The 15,914-nt window shown below is 55.1% G+C and carries 15 protein-coding genes, 1 tRNA gene and 1 pseudogene; 8 read left to right on the top strand and 9 right to left on the bottom strand.

What is annotated here, in order from left to right; translation table 11 throughout:
- Positions 1-75: 75 nt before the first annotated feature.
- On the bottom strand, positions 76-1,509 hold the full coding sequence (locus ACR0JF_RS22280; RefSeq protein ID WP_170661045.1) for an NAD(P)-dependent oxidoreductase: 1,434 nt from the start codon (positions 1,507-1,509) through the stop codon (positions 76-78).
- A gap of 228 nt (positions 1,510-1,737) precedes the next feature.
- Between ACR0JF_RS22280 and ACR0JF_RS22275 the strand changes: the two genes are divergently transcribed.
- Positions 1,738-2,541, top strand: a complete 804-nt coding sequence (locus ACR0JF_RS22275; RefSeq protein ID WP_170661044.1) for an undecaprenyl-diphosphate phosphatase — start codon at positions 1,738-1,740, stop codon at positions 2,539-2,541.
- On the opposite strand, the gene ACR0JF_RS22270 is transcribed toward ACR0JF_RS22275, so the two are convergent.
- Positions 2,542-3,525, bottom strand: coding sequence for a complex I NDUFA9 subunit family protein (locus tag ACR0JF_RS22270; protein WP_170661043.1), 984 nt, complete (start codon positions 3,523-3,525; stop codon positions 2,542-2,544).
- A 201-nt stretch (positions 3,526-3,726) separates the two neighbouring features.
- Here ACR0JF_RS22270 and ACR0JF_RS22265 point away from each other — a divergent pair.
- The 3 genes from ACR0JF_RS22265 (at position 3,727) to ACR0JF_RS22255 (ending at position 4,511) form a co-directional block, all read left to right on the top strand.
- Positions 3,727-3,813, top strand: a tRNA-Leu gene (locus ACR0JF_RS22265).
- A gap of 63 nt (positions 3,814-3,876) precedes the next feature.
- Positions 3,877-4,083 carry a hypothetical protein gene (locus ACR0JF_RS22260; RefSeq protein WP_170661042.1) on the top strand — a complete coding sequence of 69 codons (207 nt, stop codon included), beginning with the start codon at positions 3,877-3,879 and terminating at the stop codon, positions 4,081-4,083.
- On the top strand, positions 3,993-4,511 hold the full coding sequence (locus tag ACR0JF_RS22255; RefSeq protein ID WP_480669947.1) for a hypothetical protein: 519 nt from the start codon (positions 3,993-3,995) through the stop codon (positions 4,509-4,511). Before ACR0JF_RS22260 ends, ACR0JF_RS22255 begins: the two co-directional genes overlap by 91 nt.
- Before the next feature lie 40 nt (positions 4,512-4,551).
- On the opposite strand, the gene ACR0JF_RS22250 is transcribed toward ACR0JF_RS22255, so the two are convergent.
- Both ACR0JF_RS22250 and ACR0JF_RS22245 read right to left on the bottom strand, forming a co-directional pair.
- Positions 4,552-4,803, bottom strand: a complete 252-nt coding sequence (locus ACR0JF_RS22250) for an SOS response-associated peptidase family protein (RefSeq protein ID WP_170661041.1) — start codon at positions 4,801-4,803, stop codon at positions 4,552-4,554.
- Positions 4,804-5,156: 353 nt separating this feature from the next.
- Positions 5,157-5,561, bottom strand: a complete 405-nt coding sequence (locus ACR0JF_RS22245; RefSeq protein WP_480669936.1) for a hypothetical protein — start codon at positions 5,559-5,561, stop codon at positions 5,157-5,159.
- A 1,093-nt stretch (positions 5,562-6,654) separates the two neighbouring features.
- On the opposite strand from ACR0JF_RS22245, the pseudogene ACR0JF_RS22240 reads away from it, so the two are divergent.
- The 4 genes and pseudogenes from ACR0JF_RS22240 to ACR0JF_RS22225 form a co-directional block, all read left to right on the top strand.
- Positions 6,655-7,089, top strand: a pseudogene (locus ACR0JF_RS22240) (Hint domain-containing protein); the annotation flags it as partial.
- 469 nt (positions 7,090-7,558) lie between these two features.
- The gene (locus ACR0JF_RS22235; protein WP_170661039.1) at positions 7,559-8,230 is read left to right on the top strand and encodes a cupin domain-containing protein; all 672 of its coding nucleotides are present in this window, start codon (positions 7,559-7,561) and stop codon (positions 8,228-8,230) included.
- Positions 8,227-9,222, top strand: a complete 996-nt coding sequence (locus ACR0JF_RS22230; protein ID WP_170661038.1) for an FAD-dependent oxidoreductase — start codon at positions 8,227-8,229, stop codon at positions 9,220-9,222. Before ACR0JF_RS22235 ends, ACR0JF_RS22230 begins: the two co-directional genes overlap by 4 nt.
- Complete coding sequence (locus ACR0JF_RS22225; protein ID WP_170661037.1) at positions 9,219-9,758, top strand: TetR/AcrR family transcriptional regulator; 540 nt, start codon at positions 9,219-9,221, stop codon at positions 9,756-9,758. The genes ACR0JF_RS22230 and ACR0JF_RS22225 overlap by 4 nt, the downstream gene beginning before the upstream one ends.
- A 1,685-nt stretch (positions 9,759-11,443) precedes the next feature.
- On the opposite strand, the gene ACR0JF_RS22220 is transcribed toward ACR0JF_RS22225, so the two are convergent.
- From ACR0JF_RS22220 to ACR0JF_RS22200, 5 genes are all read right to left on the bottom strand, one after another.
- On the bottom strand, positions 11,444-11,677 hold the full coding sequence (locus tag ACR0JF_RS22220; RefSeq protein WP_170661036.1) for a hypothetical protein: 234 nt from the start codon (positions 11,675-11,677) through the stop codon (positions 11,444-11,446).
- 42 nt (positions 11,678-11,719) lie between these two features.
- Entirely contained in the window at positions 11,720-12,076 is a 357-nt protein-coding gene (locus tag ACR0JF_RS22215) for a hypothetical protein (RefSeq protein ID WP_170661035.1), read from the bottom strand.
- A 608-nt stretch (positions 12,077-12,684) separates the two neighbouring features.
- The gene (locus ACR0JF_RS22210) at positions 12,685-13,101 is read right to left on the bottom strand and encodes a hypothetical protein (protein WP_170470608.1); all 417 of its coding nucleotides are present in this window, start codon (positions 13,099-13,101) and stop codon (positions 12,685-12,687) included.
- Positions 13,102-13,287: 186 nt separating this feature from the next.
- A complete protein-coding gene (locus ACR0JF_RS22205) occupies positions 13,288-14,775 on the bottom strand; it encodes a heme biosynthesis HemY N-terminal domain-containing protein (protein ID WP_170661034.1) in 1,488 nt (495 codons plus the stop codon).
- A 10-nt stretch (positions 14,776-14,785) separates the two neighbouring features.
- The coding region (locus ACR0JF_RS22200) for a COG4223 family protein (RefSeq protein WP_480669933.1) at positions 14,786-15,914 on the bottom strand (1,129 nt) is incomplete at its 5' end.

The raw sequence follows: 15,914 nt of genomic DNA, 5'->3' as shown, positions 1-15,914 counted from the left end.
GGTTTTGGTCTTTGGCTGGCGTTCTGGATCGAACGCGTATCCCTTTGGGAAAATGTTGAACTTCGACGATGGCAGTTATTCAGCTGCGACCACCGCCTTGGCATTGAACCGCTCGATGATGGCATCGGCACAATCACGGCCATCCCGGATCGCCCAGACGACCAGAGAAGCGCCGCGCACGATGTCACCAACGGCGTACACTCCATCCATCTCGGTCTCACCGGTCTGGAAGGCCGCTTTGATGGTGCCCCAGCGCGCGACCGGCAAATCGGGCTGTCCGAACAACGTGGGCAAGTCTTCGGGCTCAAAACCTAGCGCCTTGATCACCAGATCGGCGTCCTCGACATAGTCGGCACCTTCGATCACCTCAGGCGCCTGACGGCCCGACGCATCCGGTTGTCCCAGGCGCATCTTCTGCACCATCACGCCGGTAACCTTGTCATCGCCGACGAAACCCTTTGGCGCGCTGAGCCATTCGAACACCACGCCTTCTTCCTCGGCATTCTGAGTTTCTCGCTGCGAGCCGGGCATGTTGGCACGGTCACGGCGGTACAGACATTTGACCGAGGTCGCGCCCTGACGGATCGAGGTGCGCACACAATCCATCGCCGTGTCGCCACCGCCGATAACCACAACTTTCTTACTGTCGGCGTTCAGACGACCATTGTCGAAATCTTCAACCGCGTCCCCAAAGCTTTTGCGGTTCGAGGCGGTCAGGAAGTCGATCGCCTTCTCGATACCCGTCAATCCGCTGCCCGGCATGGACAGATCACGCGACTTGTAAACGCCGGTTGCGATGATCACGGCGTCATGCTTGGCGCGAATTTCGTCAAATTTGGCGGCGTCCACGTCGCAGTTCAGAACGAACTCCACCCCGCCTTCGGCCAACAGGTCATTGCGGCGCTGGACGATGTCTTTCTCGAGCTTGAAGCCAGGGATACCGTACATCAACAGGCCGCCCGCACGGTCATAGCGGTCATAGACTGTGACTTGGATACCGGCACGGCGCAGCATGTCGGCTGCCGCCAGGCCACCCGGGCCTCCGCCGATGATGCCCACACTTTCGCTGCGTTCAACGGTTGTAACGACGGGCTTCACCCAGCCTTTGTCCCATGCGGTGTCAGTGATGTATTTTTCAATCGTCCCGATGGTGACCGTACCGTGACCCGACTGTTCAATCACACAATTGCCCTCGCACAAGCGATCCTGAGGGCAAATACGGCCACAGATCTCGGGGAATGTGTTGGTGGCTTGGCTTGTCGCGTAGGCCTCTTCCAGACGACCTGTCGCCGTCAGACGCAGCCAGTCGGGGATGTTGTTGTGCAGCGGGCAATGCGACTGGCAATAGGGCACACCACATTGGCTGCAGCGGCTGGCTTGCTCTGCAGCCTTGGCCGATGCGAATTCCGCGTAGATTTCATCAAAGTCTTCTTTGCGGTCATCGGCGGCACGCTTTTCAGGCATGACACGGTCAATCTGCACAAATTTCAACATCGGTTGCTTTGCCACGGGTCCGACTCCATGAATTGGCTTGGAAGCATCTCTTTATGAGATCGCCCCGGATATGAAAAGTCATATATGCTGACCTAATTAAGAAAAATCTCGGCTGGCGCGCAAAATATTTGCTTTTTTTTTCTATTTTTATGTCCGACACGGACCTATCTATCATCTTTCCTTTTCGACACCACCAGAATACCCATAAACCCAAAGCAATTTGATGGCAGTGCGGCAGGGTAAATGAGTCTCTTTCACTTGATTCTCGTGGCGATCATTCAGGGGCTTACTGAATTTCTGCCTGTCTCCTCGTCCGGCCATCTGATCTTGCTGCCCAACCTGACCGGGATGCAGGATCAGGGCCAAACCATCGACGTCGCTGTTCATGTGGGCACGCTGGGCGCGGTTGTTTTGTACTTCTGGTCCGACGTCAAACAAGCAATCCGCGGGCTGCCTGCGGCGCTGTCCGGACGCACCGACACGACGCAGGCTCGGCTGGCGCTTGGGTTGATTGTGGCAACGATTCCGACTGTCCTCGCTGGGCTGGTCCTTTACCTGACCGGCCTGACCGAGGCGCTACGATCCATCGCCGTCATCGGCTGGACCATGCTATTGTTCGGGCTGCTGCTCTATTGGATGGACCAGAAAGGCCCCCAGACTAAGATCGCCGCCGATTGGGGCCTGCGTGACGCGGCCATCATGGGCCTTTGGCAGGCCATCGCTCTGATTCCCGGCACATCCCGGTCAGGCATCACCATTACCGGGGCACGGCATCTGGGCTATACACGGGAAGAAGGCGCGCGCCTCGCCATGCTGATGTCGATCCCGACCATCATCGCCTCGGGCGTGTTGCTATCCCTCGACGTAGCCCACCAGGCCGACGCGCAACTGGCCAAAGACGGAGCGGTCGCCGCCCTCTTTGCCTTTGTGTCAGCCCTGCTCGCCCTCGGCCTGATGATGCGCCTGCTGCGCAGTGTCAGCTTCACGCCCTATGTCATCTATCGCGTCATTCTGGGCGCGATCCTGCTGGTGATCGCCTATAGCTGATCAGGTCCGCAGGTTCTTGGCCGAGTTCTGAATATCGTCATACTGACCCGAGGGGCGGAATTTCCACAGGTACTCCAGCAGAACAGCGTCAAGCGTCGTCGGCACAATCCCCAGATCCGCAAAGCCCTTGGCGCTGTCACCGACCACATTGTCCTGCCGAAGGTTTTTGAGCTGATCCCGTGTCAGGATCGGGTTCGAGAACAACTGGAAGCTGACGAACTTCAAGATGTCCAACACGCCGGCCATGATCTTGGCGGCAAAGAAAGGCACGCCCAGAATCACCCGACGTCGATGAATGACCTCCAGCATTTGCTGCATCAAAGCCCGGAAGGTTTTCACCTCAGGACCGCCCAGCTCATAAATGCCCGAGGCCGCCTTCCCCAAAACACCCTGCTCGGCCGCTTGCGCCACATCATCCACATAGACCGGCTGAAACCGCGTCTCGGCCCCGACCAGAGGCAAAAACGGCCCGAACCGCGTCATCGCGGCGAACCGGTTGAAGAACTGATCCTCGGTCCCAAAAATGATTGAGGGGCGCAGGATCACTGCGTCGGGCATATGGGCCAGAACTCCGGCCTCGCCCGCCGCTTTGGTGCGAGAATAGGCGCTGTCTGACTCGGCATCTGCACCAATGGCCGAGATATGAACCATCCGCTCCACGCCATTCTCGGACGCAAGACGCGCGATGCGTTCGGCCCCTTCGGCCTGCACTGCGTCAAACCCGTTCTTTCCCAGTTCGTTCAGGACACCCACGCAATTCACGACCGCATCCGCACCCTGCATGGCCAACTGCACCGAGGCATCGTCCCGGATGTTGCAAAAAACCGGTTCCACCTGACCCACAACGCCATAGGGTTTCACGAACATGGCCTCGTTCGGGCGTCGCACGGCGACTCGGACACGCCATCCCTTGGCCGCCATACGGCGCACAATATAGCGCCCGACAAACCCTGACCCTCCGTAGATCGTGACCAGTTTCGACATTCGATGGCTCCTGCTGCGTGGCTCTGACGTAGAAGTAGCGCCCGAACCCCTTTGAAACAAGGCATCAAATCGCCGCGTGTCCTGCGAAGAAACCCACTGCGAAAAGGGTCCGAACGGTGTGGTTCAAAAAACTTTCAAAAATCTGTCCGAATCTGGTTGACCCTCCCCGCCGCTGGGCTTAAACGCCCCCTCACGACACCTGCCCAGGTGGCGGAATTGGTAGACGCGCTAGCTTCAGGTGCTAGTGTCCGTATGGACGTGGAGGTTCGAGTCCTCTCCTGGGCACCATTCCCAACAGGTAAGCTACTGCTTCCCTTCAGCTTTAACTGGAGCTCACCAAGGGCGTAGTACATGCTGGAGAACAAAACCGTTCCCTTCTCATTTGTGAAAGCAGGGGTCTTTTACTTTACACGGCGGGTCCCGAAGGACCTTGATCACCACTATACCACTGGAAAATATCGTTCTCGCTGCGGACAAGGTCAGCAGCAGTCGCAAAGTCCCGAGCGCAAAGAGCTGCTCAGCGACTGGATGAATATTGGTATCACCTACGCATCCTAGACGTAGACCTGCCGGGCAAGCATCTTCTGACGATGGGAGCTGCGGTCGACTTTGGGTCTTCGTCGCCGTGTCCCAATGATGCCAGCGTCGACGCGGTAAAGCTCTCAAAAGCCGTGACAGACTATCTGCAGCTGAAAGAGCAAGGTCGTCCAATCACCTCCTTCAGTGATCTGCTGCACGTGGTCATTGCGCCTCGACAACGTCAACCTACTCTGGCCCGCCATCGTCGCGGCCAATCGGTGCGACCTTGTGGCAGCGCATCCGGCCATCCCACTCAGTCCCGAGTTCCTGCGCATAATCGTGGTCAATCTCGCCCGTCATCCACGGCACCAGGTTCTCATTCGTTTGAATCGCAGGCGACCTCGTGTGAATGTGCTCGATTTCGTGCAGGCAGGGAGGGTAAGAATGGTGCAGGTATTCATACCTGATGAGAAACGCGCGTAGAGGCCCGTATAGTACGTGCAGTAGTCATTGGATTATGCCTTGATACCCGGCCCCTTTTGGACCTGTCCATTCATAATGGAAACTGGCGGGAATTGTGCACCTACTGCTCTTCCAAGCGACCCGGAACGAACCTAGTTTATATGCCGTTTCTATCTTCGCGTTGAAGGTTGTGAGTTTCCATCGCTTTACGTCTTCCTTGAACCAGTGCGGTACAAACCGCCTGCGCGCCGTAGAGCCTATCAATTGGTCATCATTGATGAACGCGATATCCAACATCTGAGTGATTTGACGTTCCAGCTCATCGAAAGGTCTTTGGCGATAGGATCGCGCTCAATTGCGATTAGAACTCCGTTCACGATCCAGTTCTGCAGGGCATAAAGCTCTGCCAATGTAATTTCGGGTCTACCGGGTCTTCCACATATTCAGTAAGCATAGCGAAATCAGCGGAACCTTTGATGAACTTTTTTGTTGGCAGATACTCATTTCGTGCAGGTGTGAGAATCCTGACTAAAAACGAGATTGCGTCTCTCGCGGTTAAGACGAAAGCTCTCAGGATATCGGAAGGCGTAAGTTCTGAACCGGAAAAATCAGATTGGGATCGTCAATAAGATGTGCATTTGCACGCAGGATTACAGAAACTTGACCCGGATTGCCATAGTGAGCCGTTGAAATCGTACCCAGCGTGTCACCCGGCGCGACAATGTAGTTCCGATAACCAACATACCCTGACAGAATGCGTGGTGCGTAGAAAACAGGAACGTGGACAGTAGGAAGTGCGCCTTCGCACCGGCACTGTCATCAGTCAAAGTTACAAAAAGTCGATCAAGCTGGAAGTTGGGATTGTCTGAAATATCTACACTAGGTGGAAACTGCTGCAACGCGATTGCACCTGCCGAAGCCGCGCCGCTAAATTCGACGTGTACTTCACTGATTGAGATGGAAAGATGGCCTTCAAAGCCAACGGCATTTCCCGCAATCATGATGGTGCTGCCGACAAAATCAAATGGCTTAGGTTGGAGAACCTCGATATTCATTGATGAGCTCCTTGCGGCTAAACTCAAAACAACAACCGAAATCGTCCCGGCGACCAAATGCGACTGGGTTCAATACCGACACCGGACTATTTCGAAGCGATGGTGCAGAATTTGAAGCGTGCTGACAATTGGCGTGCCGACCCCCATTTTAACGGGCTGAATATGACGGGCGGTATGGTAATCACCTCAGGCATTCCGAGCGGGAGAAACGGAGAGCCTACGTTTCACAAATGATTGATAGTGAAGATGCTGAGGGGCTGGACGGGGGGTTCTTAGCCAGCCCCTCATTCTCGGGGGGTGCAGAGTGGTAGTATCGTTCTCTGGCTACAATCATGTCAGCGAAACCGATTGGCCGGCATTGGGGAAAACCCTTAACTCTGCGGAAACTATTGAAGCATCTTGTTTCCATTTTGGAAACAGGTAATTTCATTCTGAAACGTGGTCGCAATTTCGACACAATGTCATTCTGTCGATGAAGGCGATGTGTTTTGGTTTTAGAACTTTCTGGTCTTTCCAATTTGGTTTGAGGGAGTAAATTAGTTCGGCGTTTCGCCCCACGAAACCCTCCGATTTAATCTAAATCTTGGATCGCGTGATTTAAGGGTCGATTGATGGTCGTAGATTTCTTTTCATCGCCGAAATCGGAACACTTCACGGAGATACTGTGACTACGCAGCGCTCCCTGAGGAGGTCAGCGACTATATCGAGGGGTAACGAGTTCTGCGCGTCGAACCATTGCTGTCTCGCAAATCCAAGGAGTTCGCGCTCTACAAAGCAGAGGATCGAATTTTGGCTATGGATTTGGCTGCGCTGTGCTAGAGGCATCTGTAACCCGCGCTCTATCTGAACCCACGGCATACAACAGTCGCTCCGAGTCTGTAGTGACGCATGCAACAAGCCAAAACTAACTCCAAGCGGACAGTTTTGGAAATTCTAACGTAAGAAACCTAGAGTTCGGCCAGCTCTTTGCTTACCAACGTGGAAATGAAAGTTCAGCACTTCAATGCCAAGCACTACTACGTCTTGTGGCTCTCGGTTGGGCTAAATCACCTACCTGAACATTGAGAAAACGTAAGTAGCATGTTTCACGCACGGGACAGCTCCAAATGGTGATCGTTTGATTAAAAACCTGAAGGATGGTGATTTGGTCGAAACGCTTGGTCATGTGTCGTTGCCGATCAGATGGATCGGGAAACGTGATGTTAGCGGCAGAGGTAAGCATGCGCCTATTCAATTTGCGTCAGGAGCAATAGGAAATCGGCGAGAGCTCCGCGTGTCTCCTCAACATCGCGTCCTTGTTTCAGGTTGGCGGTGTCAGTTGTATTTCCATTCGCTCGAAATGCTATGTGCAGCAAAACATCTATGCAATGGAGGCACGGTCTACCGTGAGCCTTGTGATACGGTAGGATATGTCCACATCATGTTTGACAAACATGAAATCATATACAGCGAGAATGCCAAGCTCGAAAATTTCTATGCTGGCGAACATGTTCTGAATACAGACCGACAGTTATCAGGAATTGATTGAGGTTTTTCCGGAGTTAGCCGAAGGAACATACTATCATAGTCCTGCATGCCCTTTGGTTCGCCGCGCCGAAGCCGCACTTGTTAACTAGTCACCAGAACTAGTTTTCAAACTCCATCCCCTCTGTCTGAGCCCATGACACAAGGCAGCAAAGTCCTGCGTCCTGTGAATTCGCCACGCAAACCTCGAAGATTTGCAATGCAACCCGAACCGGACGAGTACAAGCACAGCAGACAAATAGGCCGGTAACGGCAGCAATGGGCTCAAAATGGCAACTAATAGCAACTAGTTGGTTAGCAACAGGGAGACGATGTCCTCTATGCGGACTAAGCCGCCGATCGCTGCGGTTCGACCAATGGTTCACGAACGCGTGATCACTGTTGCTATAGTGGGGTCGAGAAACAACCTACCTATCAGTAGGTAAGTAGAGTAAATTTGCACAGACACAGTGACACTGGAAGGAGACCCAACCATGCGCGTGAACGCCGACTTCAATGAACGTACCCTTGTACATTTTGAAGAGAACGATTGGGTCGCATCCCCGATGCCCGGAGTTGAGCGCAAGATGCTTGACCGAATTGGAGAGGAAGTAGCTCGTGCCACCACCATCGTACGTTTCGCGCCCGGCAGCGCCTTCTCTGCCCACACGCATGACGGTGGCGAAGAATACCTGGTTCTCGACGGTACTTTTCAGGACGAGGACGGTGATTTTCCAACTGGTTCCTACGTGCGGAACCCGCCGACCTCTTCTCATACACCTGCAGCACAGGACGGCGCGACAATTCTGGTAAAGCTCCACCAATTCGATGCTAGCGACCGCAATCAGGTCCAAATCGACAGCGGCAAGGCAAGCTGGATTGAAGCAGCAGATGGTGTTTCCAGGTTGCCCCTTCACACAGATGTACGTGAAACTGTAGCGATGGAACACTGGGATGCAGGTACAGTGCGCTCTCTAGATGCTTCAGGCGGGCTTGAGGTCTTTGTGATTGATGGGAGCTTGAACGAGGGTGGCGATACCCTGTCCCGCTGGGATTGGTTACGCCTACCCGTCGGGGCGAGTTTCGAGGCGACCGCTGGCGCTGACGGGGCGCGAGTCTGGATCAAGACCGGCCACCTTAGTCACGTCGCAGAGAGCGTGGCATGAAGCCAAACGGAGAGATTGTCATCGTCGGCGCAGGGTTGGCCGGCCTCGCTTTGGCGCATGCGCTGAAGCTTGAAGGGCGCGACGTGCTTTTGCTTGAGGCCCGCGACCGCGTAGGCGGTCGCATTCTCTCACAGAGCGGCTATGACCTCGGCCCTGCTTGGATTTGGCCGCACAACCACCGCATGCTGGCCCTCGTAGACAAGCTTGGGCTGCGAACATTTCCACAATACAGCGATGGACGATTGGCGTTCGAGGATGCTCAGGGCAATGTGCGTCGTGACTTCGATTTCGCGCCCATGGGTGACGCGCTTCGCGTTTCAGGTGGACTCGCTCAGATAACCGACGCTCTCGCACAAAAGGTTGTTGAAACGCTGTGCCTTGGCCACGAAGTTCGGCGTGTGATCGAAGAAGACGAATTCGTAACCTTGATCGGAAACGGGTTTTCATTGCGCGCCGACTTCGTTGTTTTGGCGTTGCCCCCGCGCCTCGCTGCACAGATGGGTGTGGTCGTTCCGGATGTTCCAACTTGGATGGCCGGGCATGCAAAACTCGTTGCTCTTTACGACACCCCATTCTGGCGCGACGCGGGCCTGAATGGCGACGCAATCTCTCATCAAGGTCCCCTGGCTGAAATCCATGACGCGTCACTCATGGACGGCGCCGAGGGTGCTCTGTTCGGCTTTGCAATGCCCGGCACGGCCCGGCAGCCCGGGTTCGAAGCTCTCGCTGTGGCGCAACTGGTCCGCCTGTTTGGCCCCAAAGCAGCCGAGCCACGCAGCGTAATCGTAAAGGATTGGAGTGCCGACATGGCAACCGCCACGTCTGCCGACCTCGAGCCGCTTAAATCACATCCTATGTATAGTACACTAACTCCTACTCCGAGGGTGATCTTTGCAGGAACTGAAACCGCACTGTCGCATGGTGGTTTCCTCGAAGGCGCTCTTGAAGCCATGGATGCAGCGCGGCAAGAATTGTCGAGGGTGATGGTATGACATCAGAAGAGAAAATCCTCGCCGCCGCCGAGGCGCGGGTCCGCACTGTCGGCTACAACGGCTTTTCGTTCCGAGACATTGCACGCGACGCAGGGTTGACCAGCGCAGGTGTACATCATTACTTCCCGACCAAGTCCGATTTGGTCGCTCGACTGGCCAGAAATTACACGTCCCGTTTCTTAGCCGCACTGGATGGATGCCCGTGCGACGCGCGTGTCGAGCGCCTGCGCGAACTTTTCGCGGAAAGCTTGCACCAGGACGGAAAGATGTGCCTTTGTGGACTTCTCGCAGCTGAAAGCGGAGGTCTGCCTGAACCGGTCGCGGAGGCGGCAAAAACGTTCTTTGCAGCATTGGTCGATCGGCTTGTCAGCGCATTTCCGGACAGCGACGATCCGCTTTCTGACGCACTAGCGGTGCTCGCGACGCTGGAAGGCGCTGCACTACTTGCGACTGTACAGGGTGATCCTGACATCTTCGAGAAAGCAACGTCCGCTTTGGGCTTGAAAGCAAAGCGGCGCTTAGATTCAGAGCTTTGACCTTGCAGACGATTTCTATGCCGATAAGACCAAGTAAACGGGCTGTCTACTCAACGACTTGCCCGCCCTGAAGAACGTAGAGATTGAACTAACAACAGGCCGCACTAGCTTGCCGGCTTAGGTCTACCACAAACCGAAGTCTATTGATTTTTTGCTTCATAGACGCATCTCACACGAACCCTTGGCCCGCGATAGACACGCTAGCAATTCTCGCGCTTGTGAAGCCCGGCAGCTTTATCGTTCACCATGATTTGCAAATATTCTGGGGTGAGAAGGGCGCATATGCGACCGGGCCAAAAGTTCTGCGAGAATTAATCCCTGGCCGAATTCTTTCAAACTTTCTTTGACTGGGTATCCGAGCGCGACGCAAAGCCTCTAGAGACCCGGAAGTTCCCCAAAAATATCTTCGCTATTCAAGTCCCGGAAAACATAAACCGCCTTGCGCGTAGGGTTAGCGAAGCGTTTTGTCTCTTCTGGGACCGCAGAACTGATGCGCATTTGGTGCCGCCAAGCTTCTCGGCTTCATTTGCTCAGTATCTTTCAAGCACCCATCGACCAAGCGTCGTTAAGAATTTTGAGATTGGGCAAGAGCGTTATGACGCTCCTCTTGCCCCGCGACCGAAAGCAAAGCGGTTCTTCGGTTTTCTTTAGCGGATTAGATGGTCTAGCTACTTCTGATAATCTCGGGCATGAGTTATAGATGCTCGTCCTACACCTCACATGCCTAACGACTCAGCGTTTTTGAGTCTGTATTGCTCTGCGACCACGTCGAACAGTTGACGCATTGCTGTGGCGGAAATGGTGTTGTAGTACAAGTTGCACATGAAGCACACGATGCGCATCCAAAACCACTTGGGCAAACGCCAGATGTTCGCTAAACGTTTCCCATGTCTGATTGACCCAACCGCAATCCGTTTGACCTACACAAAGAGCTTGAGTCCCGCACCGTGACAGACTGGCAGTCCACAGTCTGAAGCAGGTTAAAAGCTCACCATTTGAAGCTCAAGTTGCAGTGGTGGCCTTCACTTGAGCGCCAGATAAGCGTACTATACGCAAGCCGCTACACGGCAGGAACGCAGGATCACTCGACCGCGATGCATGAGTGGTTGTTGAGGAATGACGTTGCTGCACCAGAGGTTTTGACGGGTTGGCCAGAGCAAGGGTCCTGAAGTGCGAAAGGGACTGGCAGCGGGGGTAAGGGCCAGTCCCTTGCGAGATAAACAGAACGGAAGTTCGATCCGTTGAGTTGAAGTTAGCCCATCTATAAACATCGCGAAATTAGGGGAATCCCCTAGATTTGGACGTTTCTAAGTTCCAAACAGGAAACAGTCTGTTTCGTTGCGAATCTTAGACACACCCAAACAACAGTGTCAGTCTTCTTCCGTGGGCGGCATTTGGTGGCATTTTAGTACGTTTCAATCATTACAGATGGCTCAATCGGGGGTTATAACTGCAATGTGCCGCCCCGCTATATTCAGCCCAACACCAAAATCGATTGTGATTTTTGCGTGTCACACTGAGCTCTCAAATTCATCTGACGGTCGAAATTGAGACACTTCTCTCTCGTATCAAACGTGGGCGGCGCGCCTCGAGGGGGTTAACGATTTCAAAGAGGGGGTAAGAGTTCGGCGCGTCGCACCAACTGCAATCGGGTTCTAACGACTGTCGCCGCTGTTGAGTTCAATCTAATGGTTGGTAGATACCGACAGACCCTGTTCGGAAACTGCACCGCGCGGGTCTTCCGATTGCTTTTGACTGATTGCCTCACACGCTTCTTCCATCGCTAAGATTGCCTTTTCAACAGCAATAGCGATTGCGGGATTGGCCCGTACCCATGGATGGTCGCCAACATTCGATTTGAAGCATTCCGCGAGGATGATCGCGGGAAACAGCGCACATTCCGCTAAGTGGTCATTCATATAAACCTCCTGAACAAGTTGGATTCAGGTCATTTGGTTTCGTCAGGCGAATTGAGATTGTGAATTTCTGCCAAGCTCTTCTGCAAAGTTGCCAATTTCCTGCATGTGCCGATAGCGTGCGCTTTGGACGTAGTCTTCTAGCGGTTGCTTCAGCTTCTTAGCCAGTCGCACATGTTCGTTGATTGCTTCGCGCATCTCTTGTGCTTCTCGGCTGCGTATACCGTGTTTATAGGCCGGGTTGGCTCTACCAGAGCCGTGGCCACCACCTGCGCCGTGCATCCGGCACACCGCCCAGCCTTTTCCCGCAGGGTTTTTGCAAGGAAGTCCGGTGCGTTTTGACTTCGTTATACATCGCGGAGCGGCGTGCGCCCTTTGCATGGGTTTAGAGGCATTTTTCATTTCTTGCCTTCCGCCGTGTCGACATTGCCGACGATAGCTTGTCCGCCGCCTCCAACGTTTAAGCGCTGAACGGTGACCGTCTGTTTGCGGCGATGAAGCCCTTAGCCTGAAATTCGCGGAAGCCATTTGCCACAGTACTACACGTGACCCCAATGCGCTCTGCCGCTTGCCGTGCGCTAAGGCTGATACAGGTACTCAGCAACTCGTTCGTCGATTGCCACCGATTTGACCACTGCCGAAGGACTATTGAACTCATACCTCACGAGCTCACGAGGTGGCCCACTGGCGCGTTGAGTGCCATCAGTTGCTGGCCTGTATTCAGCGCGGTTTCTCCATACAGACTTAATCAACTGGGAAACACATTTCAGACTTTCGGAAAACTGCAACACCTGAATTTCTCCGTTTTGGCGCGTCAAGCTATGACACCAACGACATAATTTACAGCTAAATTGCATTGATTTCTCGCATTTGTGGCGGGGAAATAGCCCATGTGTTTGGAGAGCTCAGTCTCACATTCCAATCACTCGAATAGCATTTCATGCCATGAGCGTTGACGTCTGAGCCTAGCAAAGCACTTCTCTGCGTAGGCCCCGGCCTTTGTCCCAGACTTACTTGGCTTTCTTTTCAAGGTTTTGCCAGAACTTCAGCTTTTCGTCGAAGGTCTTTTCCATCTGCTTCGGCTTCGCTTTCGGGACGGCCTGTTGCACTACATGCGTTGCCTCGTGACCGATCAATTTCTTGGCCGCCGATGCAGTCTTGGCAGCTTTCGACACCTGAACGAGAAGGTCTTTGTTGGCTTTTTCGTCCATGCATTTTTTCTTTTTGGCAGTCGAAATGGCCTTCTGTGCAGCTTTGCCCTGCTTCATCGCCACTGCAATCGCCTTCTTCAACGGTGCCAGTGTCTTCTTGGCGACCGGGGACGCCTTTTCCGCCTGATCAATTATTTTGGACTGCTGGACAATCGCCGCCGCGAGCTTGTCCGCCTCTTTTTCAAATTTATCCAGGCCTTTTTCATCAATTTTCATTTGGTTTCTCCTCAATCTAAGACGCTTGGTCGATTCATCGAGAGAATGCGGCAAATGCTGCCGGTAAGTCAGTGAAACCCGTCACACTGGCGTTAAACATACCAAAGCAGCGCACCTTGGGGGCGGAGCCAAAAACTTTTGTCTATTGCAAGGCCGCTGTGGGCCGGAAAAGTTCAGCCTTTTGGATCAGGCCTGCTTCTCTATGGTCTCATCGACCGTATCGGCGTTCAGCTCGATCACCTCAGCAGGGACATCCTCTTCGGTCTCGGGTACTTCTTCGGCAGAGGCTTTGTCTTCCAGCGCGCCCACAATCAAAGGCAACATATGCACACCTGTGGCTGTGGCGATCTCGGGCGTCTGAGGTGTCTGCCAGCTGAGCGTATCGAAGCTGCCACAATTCTGGCAGACCGGACCCCATTCGGGCTGAATGTCATGGCAGTTCTCGCAGACCCACTGCGGTCCACGCGGCGCGGTCAAGGCCTTGGCCAGCCAACCCTGAACAACAGCGTCCGAGGCACCTTCGCCGCGCTCAATGGCCGCCATCAAGGTGTATCCACGGGCATCGGCCTGTTCTTCGACCACATCGCCCAGCGCGCGACGCGCTTCGGGGAAGTCCTCGGCGACGATGTTCAATTCGGCCAGAATCAGGCGGGTTTCCATGTTCTCAGGATGGATACGGGTCAACGCGGTGAACCTCTTGATCCGATCCTGAGCCGACTCGTCCGGCGCAATCTCGGCAAAGGCGTGGGCGAGATCGGGGTGGGGCTGAACCTCCCACGCTTTCTTGAGGATCTTGGTGGCCGCGCGTGGCTTGCCCTTTTCGATATAGGCCCGCGCAGCCATGGCGGCGGCGGGCACCAGATCGGGCGACAGGCGGTTGGCCTCGATGGCTTGTTCTTGTTGCTCGACGCTTGCGCCATCGTCCAGAATGCCCTTGGCCTCGGACAGGGCCAAAACCGCGTCGCGCCGTTTGAACACATCGCGCGGCAGGTACCCGGCTTTCAGCTTCGACGTCAAAGTCGAACGCGCTCCGGCCCAATCCTGCGCCTTGGTCTGAAGGTTCAGCAAGACATCTTGCGTTTCCTCATGGCGCGGCTTCAGCGCCAGGGCTTTCTCGGCCAGTTTGCGCGCGGTTTCGTCATCGCCCTCGGCCAGCTTCTGTTTCATGATACCGCGCACACCGACAAAGCGCGTGGCACTGTTGGTCACCAGCTTCTTGTAAGTTTCCGAGGCCTTTTTGGTGTCGCCCGTCATCTCGGCCGCTTGCGCGACCAACAAGTTGGTCAGTTCCGGCTTGTTCAGCAGTTTCTCGGCCTTAGAGGCCTTGGCCATCGCCATGCGACCCTCACCAGATGCCAAAGCCATGAGACCGTCGGACATCGCCTCATACCCGCGCCGTTCGCGGCTGCGGTCGAAATGGCGCGACAGGGCCGTTTCATCACCGTTGAGGAATTTCAGCGTCGCGATCAGCAGGCCCAGCAGTTTGAAGAACAACCAGACGCCAAAGACCAGCACACCCAGCGCAATCACCGATTGCAGCGGCCCTAGCGTGTATTCTACCCCGGCGACGGTAATCTGAACCCCGCCGCTGGTTTGCATCAGGAAGTGACCACCCAAGGCCAGAAGGCCGATAATCGCAACAAAAACAAGGATCTTAAACAATGACCACAGCATGGCAGGTCCTTCAGTTCGAGTTCAGGTTGGAAGCAAGCGTATCGGCAGCTTCAACCGCCGCGACCCGGGTCTGGGCTGCTTGTTCCCAATCGGCCATTGCGGTCTGCGCCGCCTCTGGCAAGGATTTCAATTCAGTCATGGCGGAGGCGACATCACCATCGGCCAAGGCCGCCTGAGCACGCGACAGCACGGCATCCGGGCCATCCCCATCCTGAGGGGTCACCGATCGCGCACCGGTCTGGCGTTGCAAAAAGGCGATCACGCCAGTGCCTTTATCCGCATCACGCGCATCCGCCAAAGCGATACGCGCCGCGGCAGGGAATGAGGCCCTCAAGGACGACAGCGTCTCAACCCCTTTATCTGCAGGCGCTGAAAGCGCATCCGGCACCGTCACCCCCCCCGCTTGCAATTCACTCACAAGGTCCGAATAAGGCTGACCGGCATCCAACTGTCCATGCAGGCGCGACAGGATAGCTAGGTTGGTCGCGGCTTGCGCTTCGGCCGTTGCTTTCGCCTCAAGCGCCTGCGCATCGGCGACCATTTTTTCGACCTCACCGCGTTGCGCCGCCAGTGAGTCCTGCAGCTTTTTCAGTTCAGCTTCAAAAGCAGCGGTCGCTTCGGTCGAGGTGTTTGCAGCGATGGGCGCCTTCTCAAGCTCGGTCAGCCGGTCGGTCAAAGGCGCGATCTGGCCCGTCAGAGATTCGACACTGGATTTCACGGCGGTCAGATCTGCATCAACCGGGTCAAATTTTTGCGACAGCGCCTGAACCTGATCCGTCAGGCCCGACACGTCCGGCGCATCCGAGAGCTTCTTCGTCAGCGCTTCGATCTGATCGGATTGTTCCGAGAGCTTCGATTCAAGCGCCGCAATCACGTCCGAGTTATCTGACCCAGCAGACGAGACCAGCCCCGTTTGGGCCGCCGCAAAGCCAAGGCCCGCGGCAATCACTCCACCTATCAGGGCCGGAACAAATCCGCCGCGTTTTCCCTCGGTTGGTTCAAAGGGTGTTTCTTTCGCTGCCGCGGATTCCGACGGCTCTCTGGTCGTTTCGGCTTCGGCTTCGGCTTCGGCTTCGGCTTCGGCTTCGGCTTCGGCTTCGGCTTCGGCTTCGGCTTCGGCTTCGGCTTCGGCTTCGGCT

The organism is Ruegeria sp. BG11, assembly GCF_056538565.1.
Note: the sequence above shows the minus strand (reverse complement) of the source record. Positions and strands in the feature narration are given on the sequence as shown.

Bases quoted from the DNA above. Each gene is read 5' to 3' on its own strand.
- ACR0JF_RS22275 (WP_170661044.1), top strand. From the start codon at position 1,738: ATGAGTCTCTTTCACTTGATTCTCGTGGCGATCATTCAGGGGCTTACT.
- ACR0JF_RS22270 (WP_170661043.1), bottom strand. From the start codon at position 3,525: ATGTCGAAACTGGTCACGATCTACGGAGGGTCAGGGTTTGTCGGGCGC.
- ACR0JF_RS22260 (WP_170661042.1), top strand. From the start codon at position 3,877: ATGCTGGAGAACAAAACCGTTCCCTTCTCATTTGTGAAAGCAGGGGTC.
- ACR0JF_RS22250 (WP_170661041.1), bottom strand. From the start codon at position 4,803: ATGTTGGATATCGCGTTCATCAATGATGACCAATTGATAGGCTCTACG.
- ACR0JF_RS22245 (WP_480669936.1), bottom strand. From the start codon at position 5,561: ATGAATATCGAGGTTCTCCAACCTAAGCCATTTGATTTTGTCGGCAGC.
- ACR0JF_RS22235 (WP_170661039.1), top strand. From the start codon at position 7,559: ATGCGCGTGAACGCCGACTTCAATGAACGTACCCTTGTACATTTTGAA.
- ACR0JF_RS22230 (WP_170661038.1), top strand. From the start codon at position 8,227: ATGAAGCCAAACGGAGAGATTGTCATCGTCGGCGCAGGGTTGGCCGGC.
- ACR0JF_RS22225 (WP_170661037.1), top strand. From the start codon at position 9,219: ATGACATCAGAAGAGAAAATCCTCGCCGCCGCCGAGGCGCGGGTCCGC.
- ACR0JF_RS22220 (WP_170661036.1), bottom strand. From the start codon at position 11,677: ATGAATGACCACTTAGCGGAATGTGCGCTGTTTCCCGCGATCATCCTC.
- ACR0JF_RS22215 (WP_170661035.1), bottom strand. From the start codon at position 12,076: ATGAAAAATGCCTCTAAACCCATGCAAAGGGCGCACGCCGCTCCGCGA.
- ACR0JF_RS22210 (WP_170470608.1), bottom strand. From the start codon at position 13,101: ATGAAAATTGATGAAAAAGGCCTGGATAAATTTGAAAAAGAGGCGGAC.
- ACR0JF_RS22205 (WP_170661034.1), bottom strand. From the start codon at position 14,775: ATGCTGTGGTCATTGTTTAAGATCCTTGTTTTTGTTGCGATTATCGGC.